Origin of the sequence: Hymenobacter sp. ISL-91, from assembly GCF_018613725.1 — a bacterium.
Classification (GTDB): Bacteria; Bacteroidota; Bacteroidia; order Cytophagales; family Hymenobacteraceae; genus Hymenobacter.
The window spans coordinates 56338-73837 of the sequence record NZ_JAGGPS010000019.1; the positions used below are offsets into that span (position 1 = coordinate 56338).

The window sequence follows — 17500 nt, forward strand, 5'->3', positions numbered from 1 at the left end:
GAATCTCGCTTGCTGACATTGCAAAGTAAGGGCAACCCCTTGTTACTATTGCAATGTCAGCAAGCGAGATTCTTCGCTTCGCTCTGAATGACGTCCACTTACCCGTCAAGTACCACCGGCTACCGCACGTTCAGTTCAAACGGCAGGCGGGCCTGGGCACCGCGCATTTCCGAGAGCTGCTTATACTGCACGTACATGGGGTAGAACGGGCCCATTTCTTCCTTCACGGCCCGCATCCGGGCTTCGCTGCCAAAGGAGGTCATCAGCTCCTCGGCGAAGGTTTTCTGGCGGGGCAGCTGCTGAATGCGGTATTCGCCCTCCTTCAGCTTGGCCCGGCGGGCGGCAATGCGCAGCGCATCGTCCATCGAGCCCAGCACATCCACCAGGCCGCGGGCCTTGGCATCGGTACCCGACCATACCCGGCCCGAGGCGAACCGGCGCAGGCGCTCGACGGGCATGTTGCGGCCGGCGGCAGCTTTGGTGGTGAAGTCGGCGTAGATGCGGTTGATTTCCTGCTGAAATTGCTGCTGCTCGTAGGGCGTGAGGGCCCGCGTTACGGTGGGGAAGTCAGAGAATTCGCCGGTTTTCACGCGGTCAGTCGTGATGCCGATTTTGTCGCTCAGGAACGGCCCCAGGTTGGGCAGCACCCCGAATACGCCAATCGAGCCGGTGATGGTGGTGGGGTGGGCCACAATGGTGTCGCAGCCCATGGCAATGAAGTAGCCGCCCGAAGCCGCCACATCCGACATGCTGGCAACAACAGGCTTTACTTTCTTGGTCAGCATCACCTCGCGGTAAATGATATCGGAAGCCAGCGAGGAGCCGCCGGGCGAGTTGATACGCAGCACCACGGCCTTCACCTTATCATCGAGGCGGGCCTTGCGGATGGCCTCGGCAAAGCGGGTGCTGCCGATGCTGGAGTTGCCGCCCTTGCCGGTTACAATGTCGCCCTCGGCGTATACCACGGCAATGCGGTTGCTGCTGCTGTTGGTGTCGTCCTCGTTGTTTTTGGCGTAGTCGCTCAAGTCGAGCAGGCTTAGCTTGGCATCTTTTTTCAGGCCCAGCTTGCCCTTCATGTAGTCGGTGGCCTGGTCGTAGTAGCCCAGGTCGGTTACCAGCTTCAGGCGCTTGGCGTCGTCGGCGTTGTGCACCAGCATCGAGTCTGAAATCACCTTCAAACGGGCCGGCGCGATGTTGCGCGAGGCGGCCACATCGGCCAGCATAGCGTTGTTGAGCGAGTTGAGGAAGGTGGCCGTCTGCAACCGTGACGAATCCGACATGTTGGTGCGGAAGTAGGGCTCAACAGCACTTTTGAACGTGCCCACCCGGAAAATCTGCACCTCTACGCCCAGCTTATCGAACAGGCCCTTGAAGTAGGTCGGCTCCGAGCTCAGGCCGTTGAATTCGAGCGTGCCCTGGGGGTTGAGGTAGAGCTTATCGGCCACCGAGGCCAGGTAGTAGCTTTTCTCCGACTGCGCATCGGCGTAGCTCACGATGAACTTGCCGCTTTTCTTGAACTCCAGCAGCTCGTGGCGGATTTCCTCCAGCGAGGCCATGCCGCCCTGCACCAGCTCCAGGTTCAGGAAAATGCCCTTGATGTCGTCATCCTTGATGGCGCGGCGAATGGCAGTTTTCAGCTCGTGCAGCCCCAACGTACTGGCCTGCCCGCCCGAAAAGCCGGCCAGCGGGTTATCGAAGCCCCGCTCGCCAATCGGCTTGTCGAGTTTGAGCTCCAGCACCGAGTTTTTGGCCACGGTAATGGTTTTGTCTGAGGAGGCCAGCCCGGCAATCAGCGCCAGCAGCAGCAGCGAGCTGACGATGCTCAGGAGAATGATGCCGGTGACGGTAGCCAGCACGTATTTAAAGAACTGTCGCATGGAAATAGGCAAATGAGGTCTATTAGCAAATGTAAGCGCTTTGTTGCCCCGCCCCTACCTCGTTCCAGCCTGCTGTTCACTGATAACCGTTTAACGGCGGGCGGAGACAAGCCCCACCCTACATCCCGTACTTCTGGCCCCATAGTGCCCGCAGCCGCTCGCGGGCCTTGTTTTCGGCGGGGTTGTCGGCGGGCTGGTAGAAGGTGGTGCCGCTGAGGGCTTCGGGCAGGAACTCCTGGTAGGCAAAGTGGCCGGGGTAATCGTGCGAATATTGGTACTGGCTGCCGTAATCGAGCTCTTTCATGAGCTTGGTGGGGGCGTTGCGCAGCGGCAGTGGCACGGGCTGCACGCCCTGCTGGCGCACCAGCGCCCGTGCCGCCCGAATGGCCTTATAGCTGGCGTTGCTTTTGGGCGAAGTGGCCAGATACACTACCGTCTGGCCCAGAATAATATCCGACTCGGGCATACCGATAACCGTGACGGCCTGGAAGCAGCTCTGGGCCAGAATCAGGGCGTTGGGGTTGGCCAGGCCCACATCTTCGGAGGCCAAGATGAGCAGCCGGCGGGCAATGAACTTTACATCTTCGCCGCCTTCGAGCATCACAGCCAGGTAGTAGAGCGCCGCGTTGGGGTCGGAGCCCCGGATGCTTTTGATGAAGGCCGAAATGACGTCGTAGTGCATTTCGCCGCCTTTGTCGTAGCGGGCCAGGCGCTGCTGAGCCAGCTGCTGTACGCTCTCATCGGTAAGCACGATTTCGCCGGTTTTCGGGTCGGGCCGGGTGGCTTCCACCACAATATCGAGCAGGTTGAGCAGCTTGCGGGCGTCGCCGCCCGAGATGGTGAGCAGGGCGTTGTAGTCCTGCACGCGCACTTTTTTCTGCCGGAGCACTTCGTCTTCGGCCAGGGCTTTATCCACGAGGCTGGTGAGCACGTCTTTGCCCAGCGGCTCCAGCACGTACACTTGCGAACGGCTTAACACGGCCGGTATCACCTCGAACGAGGGATTTTCGGTGGTGGCCCCGATGAGCGTAACCACGCCCTGCTCTACGGCGCCCAGCAGCGCATCCTGCTGGCTTTTGCTGAAGCGGTGGATTTCATCAATGAACAGAATGGTGCCCCGCTGCTTGCGGGCCCGCTCAATTACCTCGCGCACGTCTTTCACGCCCGCATTCACGGCGCTCAGCGAGGCAAAGGGCTTGCCCAGCTCGGCGGCCAGCAGGTTGGCCAGGGTAGTTTTGCCCACGCCCGGCGGCCCCCACAAAATCAGCGAAGGCAGCCGCCCGGCGTTCAGGTAGCGCCGCAGCACGCCCTCGGGCCCGATGAGGTGCTGCTGGCCGGCATACTCGGCCAGCGTGCGGGGCCGCATGCGCTCGGCCAGCGGGGCATTGGCAGCAGGCTGGGCGGTTTGCGTGGGTTTAGGGGCGGGGTCAGAATCGAAAAGGGAGCCAGTAGACATTTTTGAGCTGCAAGCGTTAGGCTGCAAGCTACAAGCTTCGGGTGGGAGGTTGGCAGTTTGTAGCGACGCAACCCAATACGTCTCGTCGTTGCATGGTGCTACAGAACGGTCAACATCAGCAATGACGAGACGTACTGGGTTGCGTCGCTACAATAACCGCTCGGCGTCCGGGGCGCAACCATTTATCGGGCTTGCAGCTTGTAGCTTGCAGCCTGAAGCTCGAAAAGCAATGAAAACCTCCGTTAAGGTCCACGCGGCCCTGTTTGTGGTGGCTCTGATTTACGCGGCCAACTACAGTATTTCCAAAGACGTGATGCCGCGCTACATGGGTCCGTTTGGGCTGGTGCTGCTGCGCATTGTGGGGGCGCTGCTGTTCTTTACCATTGCCCACCGCCTGGCCGCGCCCCACGACCGGATAGTAGGCCGCGCCGACAACCTGCGCTCGGTGGCCAGCGGGGTGCTGGGCATCGGGCTGAATCAGCTGCTATTTTTCTCGGGCCTCAATCTGACGTCGCCCATCAACGCCTCGCTCATCCAGACCATCGCGCCGGTCGTGACGGTGCTGGCCTCGGCGTGGCTGCTGAGCGAGAAGCTGACGCTGCGCCGGGTGCTGGGCGTAGGCGTGGCGGGCCTGGGCGCGGCCAGCATCATCCTCAGCCGTGGCTCGGGCGAGGCCGCCGGCACCAACGAGCTGCTGGGCGACCTTTACATCCTGCTCAACGCTACTTCTTTTGGCATTTACTTGGTGATTGTGATGCCGCTGATGCGCAAGTACCACCCGTTTACGGTGCTGGCGCGCATCTTTCTGGTAGGTGCCGTGCTGGCCGTACCCGTGGGCTGGCAGCAGGCCGCCGCCGCCGACTACGCCAGCTTCCCGCCCGGTATCTGGGCGGCGGTGGCCTACATGGTGCTGTGCGTCACGATTCTGGCCTACCTGCTCAACAACTGGGCCCTCAAACACGCCTCGCCCGCGCTGCTGGGCACCTACATCTACCTGCAGCCGGCGCTGGCCGTGCTTATTGCCGTGGGCCTGGGCAAGGACCACATGAGCTGGGAGCGCGCCGGCCAGGGCCTGCTGATATTTCTGGGTGTATTCCTCGTAAGCCGCAAGCCCAAGCCAAGCCAGCTGGCCGCTGTGCCGCCGGTGCAGGAGCCGGCGCGGGATTAAGGTAACTTGCGGGTCGATATGCGCCCTTACTTCCCTTATTTCGCCCTGCTTGGCCTGCTTGCCACCCGCACCAGCCTGGCCCAGAACCAACCCGCGCCGGCCGATACTACCCGCCAGCACTATACATACCAGGAAACCATGCCCGTTTTTCCGGGCGGCCCGAAGGCGCTTTTCAAGCTGCTGACCGAGGACCTGCAGTACCCGCCCAAGGCGCTGCGCGACGGAGTGCAGGGCAGGGTTTACCTTACGTTTGTAGTGGAGCCCACCGGCGACGTGGCCGATATCAAGGTAAAACAAGGCGTGCGGGCCGACCTGGACGAAGAAGCGTTGCGCATGGCTCAGCGGCTGAAAACCGTGCGCTGGCAGCCCGGCACCCAGAACCAGCGGCCGGTTTCGGTGTTCTACACGGTGCCGCTCAGCTTCAGACTCACAGAAAGTCCCGTAGCGCTGGGGCCTGATTCGCTGGATGCCAACCCCGGCCCGGCCATTGTGTTGCCCTCACGACTCTGGACGGCCACCGAAAAAACCGTACCCGCCAACAAGGGCGTATTATACGGCAACTGCATCCAGCGCCTGGGGTTCAGCAGCGGCGGCCTGCCCCAGTACGTGCGCATCCTCAACCTGACTACCGGTAAGTTCTACCGGATTCTGGTGAAGCCCGCCATGCGCAGCCGCAGCGAAAACGAGTTTTGTGTGGCGCTGCCGCCCGGCCGCTATGCGCTGCAATGGTACGAGTATTCGTATGGCCTTGAAGCCTTGCGCAAAGCGGGCCCGGGTCCGCTCATGGCTACCCGATACGTGTTCACGTTGGAGCCGGGCCAGATGCATTATGTGGGCAAATGGGACTTCTCGCAGCCAAACGCACCGCGTTTCCGCAACGAGAAAGCCCAGTTAGACGCGCATTTTTCCGCTGAAACCAAATCCCTCTACGAGGCCGCCCGTATCAGCCTGCCCCAGTAGCCACCTACTTTTCCGCCGTGGAGCCCGCCGCCGAAACCCGCAAAATCATTCACCTCGACATGGACGCCTTTTACGCCTCCGTGGAGCAGCGCGACCAGCCCGAGCTGCGGGGGCAGCCGGTGGCGGTAGGCGGCTCGCGCGAGCGGGGCGTGGTAGCGGCAGCCAGTTACGAGGCCCGGCAGTTTGGGGTGCGCTCGGCCATGTCGTCGGCGCTGGCACGGCGACGCTGCCCCGAGCTGGTATTCGTGAAGCCGCGCTTCGAGGTATACAAGGAAGTGTCGCGGCAGATTCGGGCCATTTTTGCCGAGTATACGCCGCTCATCGAGCCCCTTAGCCTGGATGAGGCCTACCTCGACGTAACCGAGAATCTGAAAGGCGTGGCGCTGGCCAGCCAGGTGGCGCGCGAAATCCGGGCCGAAATCCTGCGCCAGACCCAGCTAACCGCCTCGGCAGGTATCAGCTACAATAAGTTTCTGGCCAAGCTGGCTTCCGACTACCGCAAGCCCAACGGCCAGTTCGTTATCCGGCCCGAGCAGGGGCTGGCGTTTGTAGAGCAGCTGCGGGTGGGCGAGTTTCACGGCATCGGGCCGGCCACGGCGGCGCGGCTCAACCAGCTGGGCATCTTCTCAGGCCTCGATTTGCGGCAGCAGTCGGAGGCGTTTCTGCGCCAGCACTTCGGCAAGGCCGGCGGGCATTACTACCTCATTGCCCGCGCCCAGGACACGCGCCCCGTGCGGCCCGACCGGGTGCGCAAATCCATCGGCAACGAAACCACCTTCGAGCACGACCTGACCAGCTACGACGACCTCTGGGCCCGCCTTGTGCCCTGCCTGGCCACTACCTGGGGCCACGCCGAGCGCCTGGGCCTGCGCGGCCGCACACTCACGCTCAAAGTCAAATACGCCGATTTCCAGCAAATTACCCGCAGCCGCACGCTGTTTGCCCCCCTGCAGCACCGCGAGCAGGCCGAGCGCCTGGCCCACGAGCTGTTGCTGGCGCTGCTGCCCGTGCCGCTGGGCGTGCGCCTGCTGGGCATCACCCTCTCCACCCTCGAAAGTCAGGAAGACCAGATAGGTCAGCAGCTGGGGCTTGCTCTGTGAGTGAGCTTTTAGCTGAGAGCTATTAGCTGTTAGCTTTTTCGTTGAACCAAAGCTAACAGCTAATAGCTCTCAGCTAAAAGCTTCCTACAAAGCCAGTTCTTCGAACGACAAATCCAGCAGGTCGAACTCGGGCCAGCGGGGATGGTCGAAGTGCCACCACTCGGCGGGATAGTTACGGAATCCCTCCAAGTGCATAGCGGCCAGCAGCAGGCTCCGGTTGAACAGCACGTGGCCCGGCAAATCATTGTAGCCGACATGGGCGGCGGGCGTCAGCTCGTCGAAGGCGGTCGGCAGCGGCAGGGGCTGGCCGGTGCCGAGCTGTATCAGCCCCACATCGACCGAGCAGCCGCGGTTGTGACGCGAACCACGCCAGGGCGGCGCGGCAAAGTCCTCGTTGTCAATCAACTCGTAGAAGGCGCGCGTTACGTGGTAGGGCCGGTAGGCGTCGTACACGCACAGGCCTACGCCGTGTGGGGCCAGGCGCTGCTGCACCCGGGCCAGTGCCCCGGCCACCGGCCGGCGCAGCAGGGCCTGAGCGCGGCTGTACAGTGGGCGACCAGCCAGGTTGTCGGCGGTGGCGTAGCGCAGGTCCAGCACGAGGCCGGGCACCCAGGCCGCCAGGGCCACCAATTCCTGGTCCGGGTTGGCGGCCACCTGCGCCCGGTGCTGTTCTACGGAGCAGATTAGCGGCAGATTGTAGGGGTTGCGCATTCTTTGGAGCTTTTAGCTGAGCGTTATGGGTCGTTAGCTTTAGGCTTTTCGATTTAGCAGAAAGCTAGCGGCTTACTTCGCGCGGCTTTTTTCGTGCTCGTACACCACCTCGCCCAAACGGCGCAGAAACGGAAAACCAACGGTATCATAGTCGTATTGGTCATCGTTGAGCACGCCGTCGGAGTTCACGTAGACAACGGCGCTGAGCAGGAATTCGACGCCAGTTTCGGAGTTAATGATGTAGGCGTTGTCGATGAGAAAACCGTAGGCCAACCCTATTTTATTGTAAATGCGCACGCCTTCCGGCAACGGCCCGGCGGGGCCACCGGCCAACAGAAACTTCACGTGGTTATCGGGGTAATCGGCCGGCAGGTAGCGCGGATGCTGGCTTTGGCGGGGCAGCTGGTGCAGGCTGTTGAGCACTAGGCGGCGGTCGGCCGAATCGAGGTGCAGGCGCTGGGCGGGCGGTATAGCTTCGGGAAACAACACCAGTTGCAGGCTGCGCTGTAAATCGGCCAGGGTAGTGGCGTTTTTAGTGCTGAAATCGAGCGGCTTACTAATGCGCTGCCCGCCCTCCAGATACGCCGCGCCGATGTAGCGGCCCCGGCGCGCGCCCCGCGGCCAACGGCCCCCAAAATAAGCGGCCGGCTGCAGGTATAGCGGCCGGGCCAGTGTAGTATCGGTGTACAGGGCCAGCGGGTTGGCATGGCGGGCCGTGGAGTCTTGGTCGCCCACCGAAAGGCGGTGGCGCAGCACGGTGTGGTGCAGGCCGTGGGCGCGCAGCCCCTGGTTCAGCCCCGCTGGCCCCACAAACTCGTAGAGGCGGTTATACGCATCGTTGTCACTCACCAGCAGCATTTTGTGCACGTAATGCGCGAGGCTGGGGCGGCCGTTGGCGCTGGTGCTGTCGTGCTCTACCGGCGTTTGGCCCCAGCCGGCGGCGGCTATGCGAAGCGGGGCGTTGCTGCGCAGCTCGGGCTGGGTCTGGCGCAGGTCGTGGAGCTTTTCGAGGGCCAGCAGGGCAGCGGGCAGCTTAATGGCGCTGGCCGGGTAGAAATACTCGTCGGGCCGCAACCGGTAGCTATAGGACGTAAAATGAGGCTGGCCCTGCGCATCGCGCCTGATTTGGGTGTACAGAATCTGCAGGCGATGCTTGCCAGCCTGCCGGGCCACGGCGGCCAGCGTTGGGTCGGTGCGCAACAGCCGCGGCAGCGGGTTCTGGCCGTACGCCGCGCCGGTTGCGGCAAGGAGCAGGCAGAGAAGCAGGTGGCGCATAAGTGGCTGGTTTATAGTAGCAGGTAGCTGCAACGAGCGTAAGGTAGGGCAAAAAACACCCGACCCGCACCACGGAACTGACGTTCGTAGTGCGGGTCGGGTGTTTTCGCAGTGGCAGCCGTTGGCTTACTTGGCGGGCGTCTGGGGGCCGCCTTCGAGGCCGTTGGTCTGGTCGCTGTTGCCGTAGCCCCCCCGAATGCCCGTGCCGTCGCCCATGTCTTCCTGAGTACTTTCAGGAATGGCGGCTTCGGGATTTGCGCCGTCAGTGGCTGGTGCATTATTCGGCTGTGCGGCTGCACCTGCACCGTCGGCTACCATATCGGCGGCGTTGGGTTGCGGGTCTTTCTTGGGATCTTGCATTGATTCAGAAATCTGAGGGTAAAAAAAGTGCTGTTCCGAACCCAATTAAGCCGGGTTGTCGGCGTCGCCCATTTTGCCGCCGTCGTTGGCCGAACTCGGGGCCGAGCGGGCATTGGAATACTCGGTGTTATAGGCGGTAGTGTTCTTGGTCTGGTCGGCGTTTTCGGCATCTGGGCCGCCGCCATCGTTTTTCTGGTCGGCACCGGGCTGACCGCCGCGGTTGCTGCTGCCTTTAGCGCTTTGGGGGGCGTCGTGCTGGTTGCCACCGCGGTTGCCGCCGTGGTCACCCTCCGGCTCGGGCGCAGAAGTAAGCGGCTTGCCACCCTGCTGCTGAACGCTCACACCACCCACATTTTCGGGGCGCGGAACGTTGTTGCCGGTGTTGGCCACCTGCTGCTGAGTGCGGTTGTGCTCATTCTGCTGGTCGTTGTTGGAATCTTTTTGGTCATTTGCCATCATACAAGGGATAAGGCGTTGAAAATAAGAACAGAGGAGCCGGCCAGATAAAAGGGCGCCGGGCCCAAAGGGTCGTCGGCCTGCAGTACCAGTTGCCCGCTAGCAGGCCCTGCCGACAGGACGGCCTCTGCAAGCTATACGGGCCGAATGGCGGTGGTGTTGGCGGCATGTGCTTGAAAAATCCGGGCTTTTCCCCAACTTAACGGCCAATTTTACCCCTGTTATCCGCTATGCCCGGCTTGAGTTCCTCCCCCGATTCGTTTCAGCAGAAAACCACTGCCGAGCTACAGTATCTCATCGAAAACCCCGATTTCTACGATGCGGGCGTGGTGGCCCGCGCCCGGCAGGAACTCCGGCAGCGCGGGGCGCTGGCACCCACGGCACCCTCGTTTTCCGAACCGGCCACCCTACCCGTTCCGACAGATTACGACGACGACGACACCGCCGCCGCGGGGCACGGCACCAAGTGGCTGCTGGGCGGGCTGCTGCTGGCCCTGGTGCTGGCCGGGGCCTGGTGGCTGCTCCGGCCCCAGCCCGCTGCCCCAGTTACCGCCGCTCCGGCCGCGCCCATCGTGCTCGAAACCACCGTGGTCCGGCCCCTGCCCTCCTTCGAGCAGGAAGCGGCCGGGCAGGTGGCCATTACGCGCCGGCTGCTGCCCGCCGCCGACCGCGCCGATACAACTGCCGCCGGCCGGTACGCCCGCATGGCCCGTCGCTACTGGCTGGCCGAAAACACGGCCGCCTACCTCACGGCCCAGGCCCTCGCCGACTCCACTACGAGCGTATTCGCGGGCCAGGTGGGCATTGGACTGGAGCGCGTGAACTGGTTTTTGAGTGCCATGGTGTACGACCAGAACCTGACGCCCGAAATGGACAACCGCCTGGCCCTGATGCGCGGCGGCATGAACCTGCGCCGCACCTCGCTCGAAGCCCTCAAGGCCCATGCCGAAAGAGAGATGCCCTTGATCAGCGAAACCGTGGAGCGCGACCAGCAGGAGGCAACCAGCATTAGCCGCGAAGTATTGGGCCAGTACCGCAAGGCTGCCCCTATCCGCGGCCGGCTCGAAACGCTGTAGGCTGGGTTTTGTGGGCCGAGCCGGCAACTCTGGCAGGCAGCGCGGGCTGGCAGGGTTTGTGAAGCCGGCTGCAGGGCCGCAGCGCATCCGATTTGCCAGGGTGACGCGGCGCTACGTCTTTCCTGTGCCGCCCGCCCTATGTCCGATTCCGCCAGCCTCCCTCCCGACCCGCTTCCGCCCGACCCCGCTACGACTCCGCTAACCGGCTACACCGAGGCCGAGCTGCTGTACCTGGCCCGCCATGCGGCCGAGTACCCGCCGGCCGTGGGCCAGGCCGCCGGCCACGAGTTGCAGCGGCGCGGCCTGGTACCCAGCCCGGAAACGGCCCCTTCCCGCCTAGCCAAGCCACCCGAAACTGCCGAACCGGGCGGGGTAGCGGCCACGCTGCGGGGTGTTTTGGGATTCCGGGAGGGCTACCGGGCCACCCCGGCGCTGATCTGGCTGAACCTGGTGGCTTACCTGCTGCTGGGGCTGGCCGGCACCAACCTACTGCAGCCCGCCAGCGCCGACCTCATCCGCTGGGGCTCCAACTATTCGCCCCTCACGCTGCCCGGCCAGCCCTGGCGGCTGCTCACGAGTACGTTTCTGCACGGCGGTTTCGGGCATCTGCTGCTCAATCTGCTCACCCTGGTTTTTCTGGGCCTACTCACCGAGCGGCTGGTGGGCAGCAAGCGGCTGCTGGTCGTGTACCTGCTGAGCGGCGTAGCGGCCAGCCTCACCAGCTTGTGGTGGCACAGCCAGGGCGTGAACTCGGTGGGCGCTTCGGGCGCCGTTTTTGGGCTGTATGGACTATTGCTGGCTACGGTACTGCGCCGGCCGGCCTCGCTCAGCCGCTCCGAGCGGGCCGCGCTGGGCCTGTTTGTGCTTTATTTTATGGTGAATAGCCTCGTAGGCGGCCTCGAAGCCCACACCACCGACAACGCGGCCCACGTAGGCGGGCTGCTGGCGGGTGCCGCACTCGGCGCACTGCTGCCAGTGCAACGCCCGCCCGCTACCGTGCCGGGGCCGCTGAGCCCGCTACCCGGCCCCGATGCTCCAACCGACACGCCAGGGGTTTAGCTGTTATCTTGTAGTCATCTGGCCGGAGCCTGGCACCTGGCGCGGGTTGGCACCATTTCTCTTCTGAATTATCCTTCTGTTAGCTACTTTATGAGCAATGATTCCCAGCCCGTTTCCAAATTCGACGCTGCACCGGACCCCGACGATGCGGCCGCCGCTGCCAATCCGGCGGCAGAGTCGCCGCGCCCGCGCTGGAAGCGAGTGGCTGCCGCCGTGGGCCGGGCCGCCCGCGCCCCCTTTGATGGGGCCGGCGCCCTCTACCGCATCGGCCAGGACAACCTGCACTTCACGCTGCCCGTGCTCAACGGAGCCTTCGGCGACCAGCTGGCCGCCCGCCACGACCGGCGCGCCATCCAGTTCAGCTTCCGCCGCTACGCCGCCGATGTAGCCGTAGCCGACCTCGGCCTGCAACCGGCCACCGGCGGCCGGCCGCGCACCACGGTGGTGTTTCTGCACGGGCTGATGGGCGACGAAGTTATCTGGCAGACCGGCCACGGCCCCGACGACCTGCGGTTTGGCCCGCGCCTGCAGCAGGATCTGCCCGAGGTCTGCTGCCTGTATGTGCGCTTTAATTCGGGCCTGCATATCTCCGAGAATGGCCGCCGCTTCCACGAGCTGCTCACCGAATTGGTGGCCACTTACCCCCAAGCCGTGGGCAAGCTGGTGCTGGTGGGCCACAGCATGGGCGGGCTGCTCATCCGCTCGGCCGGGTATTACGCCGAGCAGGAAGCCGGTAAAAGCGAAAATCTACAAGGAAAAAAAGATGCGGCCAGCAGCCCGGCGGCGGCGGTTTACGAGGCGCCTGATACCTTGGAGCCTGCGCCTGAGAAGCCGAAACCGGGCGATAAAAGACCCAACACGAAAACCAAACGACGAGCACCGAACACGGCCTCCTGGCTGGATCGGCTGCGCGACGTGTTTCTGCTGGGCGTACCCAACGACGGCTCGTTTCTGGAGCAGAACAGCCACTTTACCAGCCTGGTACTACGCAAAATAAACCTGTGGCCCACCCGCGCCATCAGCGGCCTGCTCGACCAGCGCAGCAACGGCATCAAGGATTTGCGCCACGCCCTGCTGGTAGATGAGGACTGGCAGAGCCCCCACGCCAACGACCTGTTTCCGCCCCGCACGGTGGTGCCCCTGCTGCCCCATGTGCATTACCATGTACTGGTGGGCTCGTTGCTGAAATCGGTCAGCTCGGCGCTGCACGACTACTTTGGCGACGGGCTGGTGGGAGCCGGCAGCGCCGCCGGCCGCATTTTTCAGGACCCGGCCGCCCCGCCCGGCCGGCTCATCAGCACCCGCGTGTACCCGCAGCTCCACCACGGCACGCTGCTCAGCAACCCCGAGGTGTACCAGTACCTGCGCGACCGAATTGGCTGATACACAATCCGGCACGCAATGGCAACAGGAGGCCGGATGCCCTAATTTTGTATATAACTCCAGCGTCATTAAGTAGCAGGCCGGCAAGAACTTATCCTTCTTTTTTAATGATTCTGATACAGAAATACACCTAACTAAGGAAGGGGCATAACAGAAGCAAATTGGCGGGCATTATATCAGGCAATCAGGCGTTTGAGCGCCACTACCTGTTCGGGCAACGTAACCCGGCAGGACCGATCTGCTCCCTTTCCGCTTCTATGCAACCAACCATTTCTTCGCTTCGGCGGCTGCTTGGCGGCTTCTTTTTCGCCGTTCTGAGCGGCCAGCCGGCTATTGTTACGGCCCAGTCAACTCCTTCCAGCCCGGCAAAGCCGGCCGTTACAGCCGGGCAGAGCGCATCGCTCTGGGAGCCGGTGCCCGCGCCGGCAGCGGCTCGCGGCCCGGTAGCCGGCCCGCCCGCCCGCTGGTTCCGGCTCGATACCACCCAACTGGCCGCCCGGCTGGCGCTGGCTCCGGCCGAAAACCAGCCCGCGGCCCCGGTAGTGCTGGAGCTGCCCCACCCCGATGGCCATATGCGCCGCTATGCTTTCACGCGGGTGCCTGTAATGGCTCCGGCTCTGGCTGCCCGCTACCCACGCCTGCGCACGTTTGCCGGCCGCTCGCTCGATGAGCCCGCCGCTACCGTGCGCTTAGAATGGACGCCAACCGGACTACACGCCCAGCTACTGGCCGCCGATGGAGCCGTCAGCAGCATTCTGGCCGACGAATCGGCAGCGGCTTCTACCCTTTACCAGAGCCGCCAGCAGGTTTCAGTTGCGTTCGACTGCCAAAGCCTGCTGCCGCCCGATGCGCCGCTGCAGCGCCCCGGCGATACGCCCCCGGCCCCACCCGCGCCGTATGGCGGGCAGCTACGCACGCTACGCCTGGCCTTGGCCACCACCCCCGAGTTTGTAAGCCGGCTGGGTGGCGGCACCGTAGCCGGCACCATGAGCGAGCTGGTGAAGCTGGTGAACTCGCTCAACGGCGTGTACGAGCGGGAGCTGGCTCTGCGTTTGGAGCTGGTGGCCGGCAACGATAAGCTCATCTTCGCCAACGCCACTACCAGCCCCTATTCCGATACCTCGCCCAGCGGCCTGCTGAATGCCAATGCGGGCGTGCTTAACACCCAGATTGGGGCTGCCAACTACGACCTGGGCCATGTGCTGGGCTACAACAGCGGCGGCTACTCGGGCGTAGCTTACGTGGGCGTGGTGTGCTCCACTTTTCCAGGAATATCGGGTAAGGGCGGCGGGTCATCGACAGCCAGCAACGCTAGTTTTCTGGCCGAAGTAACCCTGCACGAAATCGGGCACCAGCTGGGTTCCGGCCACACCTTCAACGGCGACAAAGGCACTTGCAGCGGCAACCGCAGCAACACCCTGGCCTATGAGCCCGGCGCGGGCAACACGGTAATGTCGTATGATGGGCGCTGCAGCCCCGACAATGTGGGGGAAGGCATTGTGTACTTCCATGCGGCCAGCCTAAGCGCCATTGTGCCTAGGCTCATCTGCGGCACGCTAACGGCCAACAACGGCAACCGCGCGCCCACCGCACTGGTGCCGGCCGGCTCGTTCGTCCTTCCCAAAGGCACGCCCTTTGCCCTCACCGGCACTGCCACCGACCCCGACAACGATGCCTTGACCTACAGCTGGGAGCAACTGGATTTAGGTGACCCCACTGGCCTGGCCGGCGCGGCCACCGACGCCAGCGCACCGCCGCTGTTTCGCAGCTTTACGCCCGTGGCCAGCCCCACGCGCACATTTCCGCAACTAAGTGCTGCGCTGAATAACACCAGCTCGGTGGGCGAGATTCTGCCGCTGGTAGCCCGGCCGCTCAACTTCCGGCTTACCGTGCGCGACAACCGCGGCGGCGTGGCCGGCGCCAACCTGCGCATGAGCGTGGCCGATGCCGGCCCGTTTCGGGTAACGGCCCCGGCCGCAGCCCTGGCGGCCGCTCCGGGCAGCACGTACGCCGTAACCTGGGATGTGCTCGGCACCGACCAGGCCCCCGTGAGCTGCGCCAACGTGCGAATTCTGTTTTCCAACGACGGCGGCCTGACGTTCCCGACTGTACTGGCCGCCAGCGTACCCAACAATGGCACCGCCTCGGTGCGCCTGCCCGCAACCCCAACTACCAAAGGCCGGCTTAAGGTGGAAGCCGTTGGCAACGTGTTTTTTGCTCTCAGCCCGGCCACTATTACCCTGAGCGGCCCGGCGGTTCCGTTGCCCGTTACGCTGGTTAGCTTCACGGCCGAGGCGCGCGGAGCCGTGGCCCAGCTTCGGTGGCGCACGGCTACCGAGCTCAACAACGCGGGCTTTGCGGTAGAGGTGTCCACCGATGGCACGGCATTCCGGCGCCGGGACTGGATACCCGGTCGCGGCGAGGCGGCTACCTACGAGTTCACCGACAGCCAGTTGCCCACCTACGGCACGCAGCTGGTGTACTACCGCCTGCGGCAGCTCGATTTCGATAGCACGGCCAGCCTGTCGGAGGTGCGGCCGGTGGCGGTACCAGCCGGTAGCGCCACCTGGCAGCTGTGGCCCAACCCCACCCGCGAAGGCCGGGTAACCGTGGCCGGCCTGCCCGCCGGCCAGCCGGTGCAGCTGCTCGACCTGCAGGGCCGCCTGCTCCTGACGACTACCACGCCGCCCACCGGCCCTCTGACGCTGGAACTGCCAGCCGGCCTGCGCGCCGGGCTGTACCTGGTGCGCAGCGGCAGCCAAAGCCGGCGGCTGGTGGTGGAGTAGTGCTGGGGGAATAGTGCTGGGGAGTTGAAACCAGGAACGAAACAAGGAATGGGGCCGGGAGCCTCAACACCTTTTTTTCTACCTTGCCGTACTCCTGGTATCTACTCCAACAGTCTGCTAGCCTATGTCCACTGCTTCTTCCCGCGTATTACTACTTGGCTGGAATGAAGTATTTCCTCCTCAGCCAGTGGCTGGTGCCCCGCTCCGGGCCCTGGTGCAACAGCTGGCTCCGCTGGCCAACCTGGCGGTGCTAATGCCCCACGAGCCGCAGCCGGCCTTTGCTGCAGCCGGAGCCAACCTGCGCATTACCGGACTGGCCGAGCTGGACCTGGCTACTTTTCAAACCACTGCTCGCCCCAGCCCGAACCCGGCCGCGTGGCAGGCTCCGGCAGCGCCCTACATCGGCAGCAGCAGCCCGGCCGCGCCTTACCTGGGCGCTACTCCCGGGGTTTCGGTCGTGCCCGTTGCTACTATTGCCCCAACTGCCCGGCCACCTGCGCCCGGGCAGTTGGCGGCACTGCCAGACAGGCCCGCTGTGCGCCCGCCAACTACTTCGGCAGCGCCAGCGGCCAGCGCTTCGGCCAGCAGGGTTTCCTCGGTTTCCGGCACCGGGCCAGAGCAGTCCGCATCAGCTGAGGCGAGTCCGGAACCGGCTATCCGTGCCACCGGACCGCTACAGAACGAACCGGCGGCTTCGGTTGCCTCGCCTGACCTGCATCCGGCGCCAGACACGCCCCCGCCGCCTACGCGGGTGCATGCCACGCTTACGCAGGAGTTGGCCGCGCTGGGGCGCAACCCGCCCAGCGCCACAGCCGCCGACCTCAACTTTCAGGTGATTCAGTATGCGCGGTTTGCGACCCGATGGACCATTGGCCGGCAGTTTGCCGTTATTTATGCCGTAGATTGGCCCACCTGGCTGGCGGCCATGGAAATCCGGCAGCTAACGGGCTGGCCTCTGGTGCTGCATGTGCACAGCCTGGCCCAGGAGCGGGCAACCGCCGTCGAAACCGGCTGGGCCGTAGCGCTGGAACGCCTGGCCCTGCGCCGCGCCGACCTGGTGCTGGCTGCCACCGCCGAGGTGGCCGACCTGCTGACCGAGCGGTACCAGCTGCCGCCCGGGCGGGTCCAGACTATTGCTGCCAGCAACACAGCCGCTATAAACGAGTTGCTGCTTCACATCGAACAACACCGGCCGGGCCGTTTGGCCGGTCCTCTTATTCCCCCTTCTTTCCAATGAGTTCCTCTACCCCCGCTACGCCCCGCCGCCACGAATTTGATGCTCTGCTCGAAATGGATGGGGCCGATAACGGCGTGTTCGTGGTTGTACCTTTCGACGTAACGGCCGAATACGGCGTTAAAGGCGCGCTGCCCGTTCAGGGCACCATCGACGGTTTCCCCATTCGCCTGAACCTGACGCCCATGGGCGGCGAGCACCACGGCTTCAGCGTGCGCAAGGAAGTGCGTAACGCCATCAGTAAAACCTGGGCCGATACCGTGCACGTGGTGCTGTGGCACGACACCGACCCCAGCGGCCTGGAGCTGCCCGCCGAGCTGGCCCAGGCCCTCGACCGCACCGACCTGCGGGCCAAGTTCGATGCCCTGCCCTTTACGCAGCGCAAACAACTGGCCCAGCACATCAGCCGCGCCAAAAGGCCCGACGCCCGCGACCTGCGCATCAATGAGGCGCTGGAGCAAGCCGAATCGGGCCGCAGAACGAAGAACACCTGATTTTTTGAGCTGTCAGCTAGCAGCAAAAAAGCCCCCGTACTCAACCGAGTACGGGGGCTTATGCGTTAGAAGGTCGCCCAAGTTGTGGAGGTCGATGTAGGGGCG

Annotated in this window: 15 protein-coding genes; 9 read left to right on the plus strand and 6 right to left on the minus strand. The window is 64.0% G+C overall.

Going from position 1 to position 17500, the window contains the following annotated elements; genetic code table 11:
- Positions 1-119: 119 nt before the first annotated feature.
- Positions 120-1877 carry a signal peptide peptidase SppA gene (gene sppA / locus J7E24_RS08965; RefSeq protein WP_215137309.1) on the minus strand — a complete coding sequence of 586 codons (1758 nt, stop codon included), beginning with the start codon at positions 1875-1877 and terminating at the stop codon, positions 120-122.
- 118 nt (positions 1878-1995) lie between these two features.
- Positions 1996-3243, minus strand: a complete 1248-nt coding sequence (locus J7E24_RS08970; RefSeq protein WP_215137371.1) for a replication-associated recombination protein A — start codon at positions 3241-3243, stop codon at positions 1996-1998.
- A gap of 319 nt (positions 3244-3562) precedes the next feature.
- On the opposite strand from J7E24_RS08970, the gene J7E24_RS08975 reads away from it, so the two are divergent.
- Genes J7E24_RS08975 through dinB form a run of 3 tightly spaced genes read left to right on the plus strand, consistent with a single transcriptional unit; the run spans position 3563 to position 6561 of the window.
- Positions 3563-4501 (plus strand): DMT family transporter, encoded by a 939-nt coding sequence (locus J7E24_RS08975; protein ID WP_215137311.1) that lies wholly within the window; start codon positions 3563-3565, stop codon positions 4499-4501.
- 18 nt (positions 4502-4519) lie between these two features.
- The gene (locus tag J7E24_RS08980; RefSeq protein WP_215137313.1) at positions 4520-5461 is read left to right on the plus strand and encodes an energy transducer TonB; all 942 of its coding nucleotides are present in this window, start codon (positions 4520-4522) and stop codon (positions 5459-5461) included.
- Between the two features lie 17 nt (positions 5462-5478).
- Positions 5479-6561 carry a DNA polymerase IV gene (gene dinB / locus J7E24_RS08985; RefSeq protein WP_215137315.1) on the plus strand — a complete coding sequence of 361 codons (1083 nt, stop codon included), beginning with the start codon at positions 5479-5481 and terminating at the stop codon, positions 6559-6561.
- A gap of 84 nt (positions 6562-6645) precedes the next feature.
- Here dinB and J7E24_RS08990 read toward each other — a convergent pair whose 3' ends face one another.
- The 4 genes from J7E24_RS08990 to J7E24_RS09005 form a co-directional block, all read right to left on the minus strand.
- Complete coding sequence (locus J7E24_RS08990; protein WP_215137317.1) at positions 6646-7272, minus strand: M15 family metallopeptidase; 627 nt, start codon at positions 7270-7272, stop codon at positions 6646-6648.
- A 72-nt stretch (positions 7273-7344) separates the two neighbouring features.
- A complete protein-coding gene (locus tag J7E24_RS08995) occupies positions 7345-8547 on the minus strand; it encodes a serine hydrolase (RefSeq protein WP_215137319.1) in 1203 nt (400 codons plus the stop codon).
- 126 nt (positions 8548-8673) lie between these two features.
- On the minus strand, positions 8674-8907 hold the full coding sequence (locus J7E24_RS09000) for a hypothetical protein (RefSeq protein WP_215137321.1): 234 nt from the start codon (positions 8905-8907) through the stop codon (positions 8674-8676).
- A 45-nt stretch (positions 8908-8952) separates the two neighbouring features.
- The gene (locus J7E24_RS09005; protein WP_215137323.1) at positions 8953-9363 is read right to left on the minus strand and encodes a hypothetical protein; all 411 of its coding nucleotides are present in this window, start codon (positions 9361-9363) and stop codon (positions 8953-8955) included.
- Between the two features lie 230 nt (positions 9364-9593).
- Here J7E24_RS09005 and J7E24_RS09010 point away from each other — a divergent pair, with 230 nt between their 5' ends.
- The 6 genes from J7E24_RS09010 (at position 9594) to J7E24_RS09035 (ending at position 17395) form a co-directional block, all read left to right on the plus strand.
- Positions 9594-10439 carry a hypothetical protein gene (locus tag J7E24_RS09010; protein ID WP_215137325.1) on the plus strand — a complete coding sequence of 282 codons (846 nt, stop codon included), beginning with the start codon at positions 9594-9596 and terminating at the stop codon, positions 10437-10439.
- Positions 10440-10577: 138 nt separating this feature from the next.
- Complete coding sequence (locus tag J7E24_RS09015) at positions 10578-11498, plus strand: rhomboid family intramembrane serine protease (RefSeq protein WP_215137327.1); 921 nt, start codon at positions 10578-10580, stop codon at positions 11496-11498.
- Positions 11499-11588: 90 nt separating this feature from the next.
- A complete protein-coding gene (locus J7E24_RS09020; RefSeq protein ID WP_215137329.1) occupies positions 11589-12881 on the plus strand; it encodes an esterase/lipase family protein in 1293 nt (430 codons plus the stop codon).
- A gap of 257 nt (positions 12882-13138) precedes the next feature.
- Positions 13139-15667, plus strand: a complete 2529-nt coding sequence (locus J7E24_RS09025; RefSeq protein WP_215137331.1) for a reprolysin-like metallopeptidase — start codon at positions 13139-13141, stop codon at positions 15665-15667.
- A gap of 124 nt (positions 15668-15791) precedes the next feature.
- Positions 15792-16904 (plus strand): glycosyltransferase, encoded by a 1113-nt coding sequence (locus J7E24_RS09030; protein ID WP_215137333.1) that lies wholly within the window; start codon positions 15792-15794, stop codon positions 16902-16904.
- A complete protein-coding gene (locus J7E24_RS09035) occupies positions 16901-17395 on the plus strand; it encodes a DUF1905 domain-containing protein (protein ID WP_215137335.1) in 495 nt (164 codons plus the stop codon). Before J7E24_RS09030 ends, J7E24_RS09035 begins: the two co-directional genes overlap by 4 nt.
- Positions 17396-17500 lie beyond the last annotated feature (105 nt).

What these genes read in the sequence shown, in the direction of transcription:
- sppA (WP_215137309.1), bottom strand. Translation starts at nt 1,877, where the DNA reads ATGCGACAGTTCTTTAAATACGTGCTGGCTACCGTCACCGGCATCATT.
- J7E24_RS08970 (WP_215137371.1), bottom strand. Translation starts at nt 3,243, where the DNA reads ATGCGGCCCCGCACGCTGGCCGAGTATGCCGGCCAGCAGCACCTCATC.
- J7E24_RS08975 (WP_215137311.1), top strand. Translation starts at nt 3,563, where the DNA reads ATGAAAACCTCCGTTAAGGTCCACGCGGCCCTGTTTGTGGTGGCTCTG.
- J7E24_RS08980 (WP_215137313.1), top strand. Translation starts at nt 4,520, where the DNA reads ATGCGCCCTTACTTCCCTTATTTCGCCCTGCTTGGCCTGCTTGCCACC.
- J7E24_RS08990 (WP_215137317.1), bottom strand. Translation starts at nt 7,272, where the DNA reads ATGCGCAACCCCTACAATCTGCCGCTAATCTGCTCCGTAGAACAGCAC.
- J7E24_RS08995 (WP_215137319.1), bottom strand. Translation starts at nt 8,547, where the DNA reads ATGCGCCACCTGCTTCTCTGCCTGCTCCTTGCCGCAACCGGCGCGGCG.
- J7E24_RS09000 (WP_215137321.1), bottom strand. Translation starts at nt 8,907, where the DNA reads ATGCAAGATCCCAAGAAAGACCCGCAACCCAACGCCGCCGATATGGTA.
- J7E24_RS09005 (WP_215137323.1), bottom strand. Translation starts at nt 9,363, where the DNA reads ATGGCAAATGACCAAAAAGATTCCAACAACGACCAGCAGAATGAGCAC.
- J7E24_RS09010 (WP_215137325.1), top strand. Translation starts at nt 9,594, where the DNA reads ATGCCCGGCTTGAGTTCCTCCCCCGATTCGTTTCAGCAGAAAACCACT.
- J7E24_RS09015 (WP_215137327.1), top strand. Translation starts at nt 10,578, where the DNA reads ATGTCCGATTCCGCCAGCCTCCCTCCCGACCCGCTTCCGCCCGACCCC.
- J7E24_RS09020 (WP_215137329.1), top strand. Translation starts at nt 11,589, where the DNA reads ATGAGCAATGATTCCCAGCCCGTTTCCAAATTCGACGCTGCACCGGAC.
- J7E24_RS09025 (WP_215137331.1), top strand. Translation starts at nt 13,139, where the DNA reads ATGCAACCAACCATTTCTTCGCTTCGGCGGCTGCTTGGCGGCTTCTTT.
- J7E24_RS09030 (WP_215137333.1), top strand. Translation starts at nt 15,792, where the DNA reads ATGTCCACTGCTTCTTCCCGCGTATTACTACTTGGCTGGAATGAAGTA.
- J7E24_RS09035 (WP_215137335.1), top strand. Translation starts at nt 16,901, where the DNA reads ATGAGTTCCTCTACCCCCGCTACGCCCCGCCGCCACGAATTTGATGCT.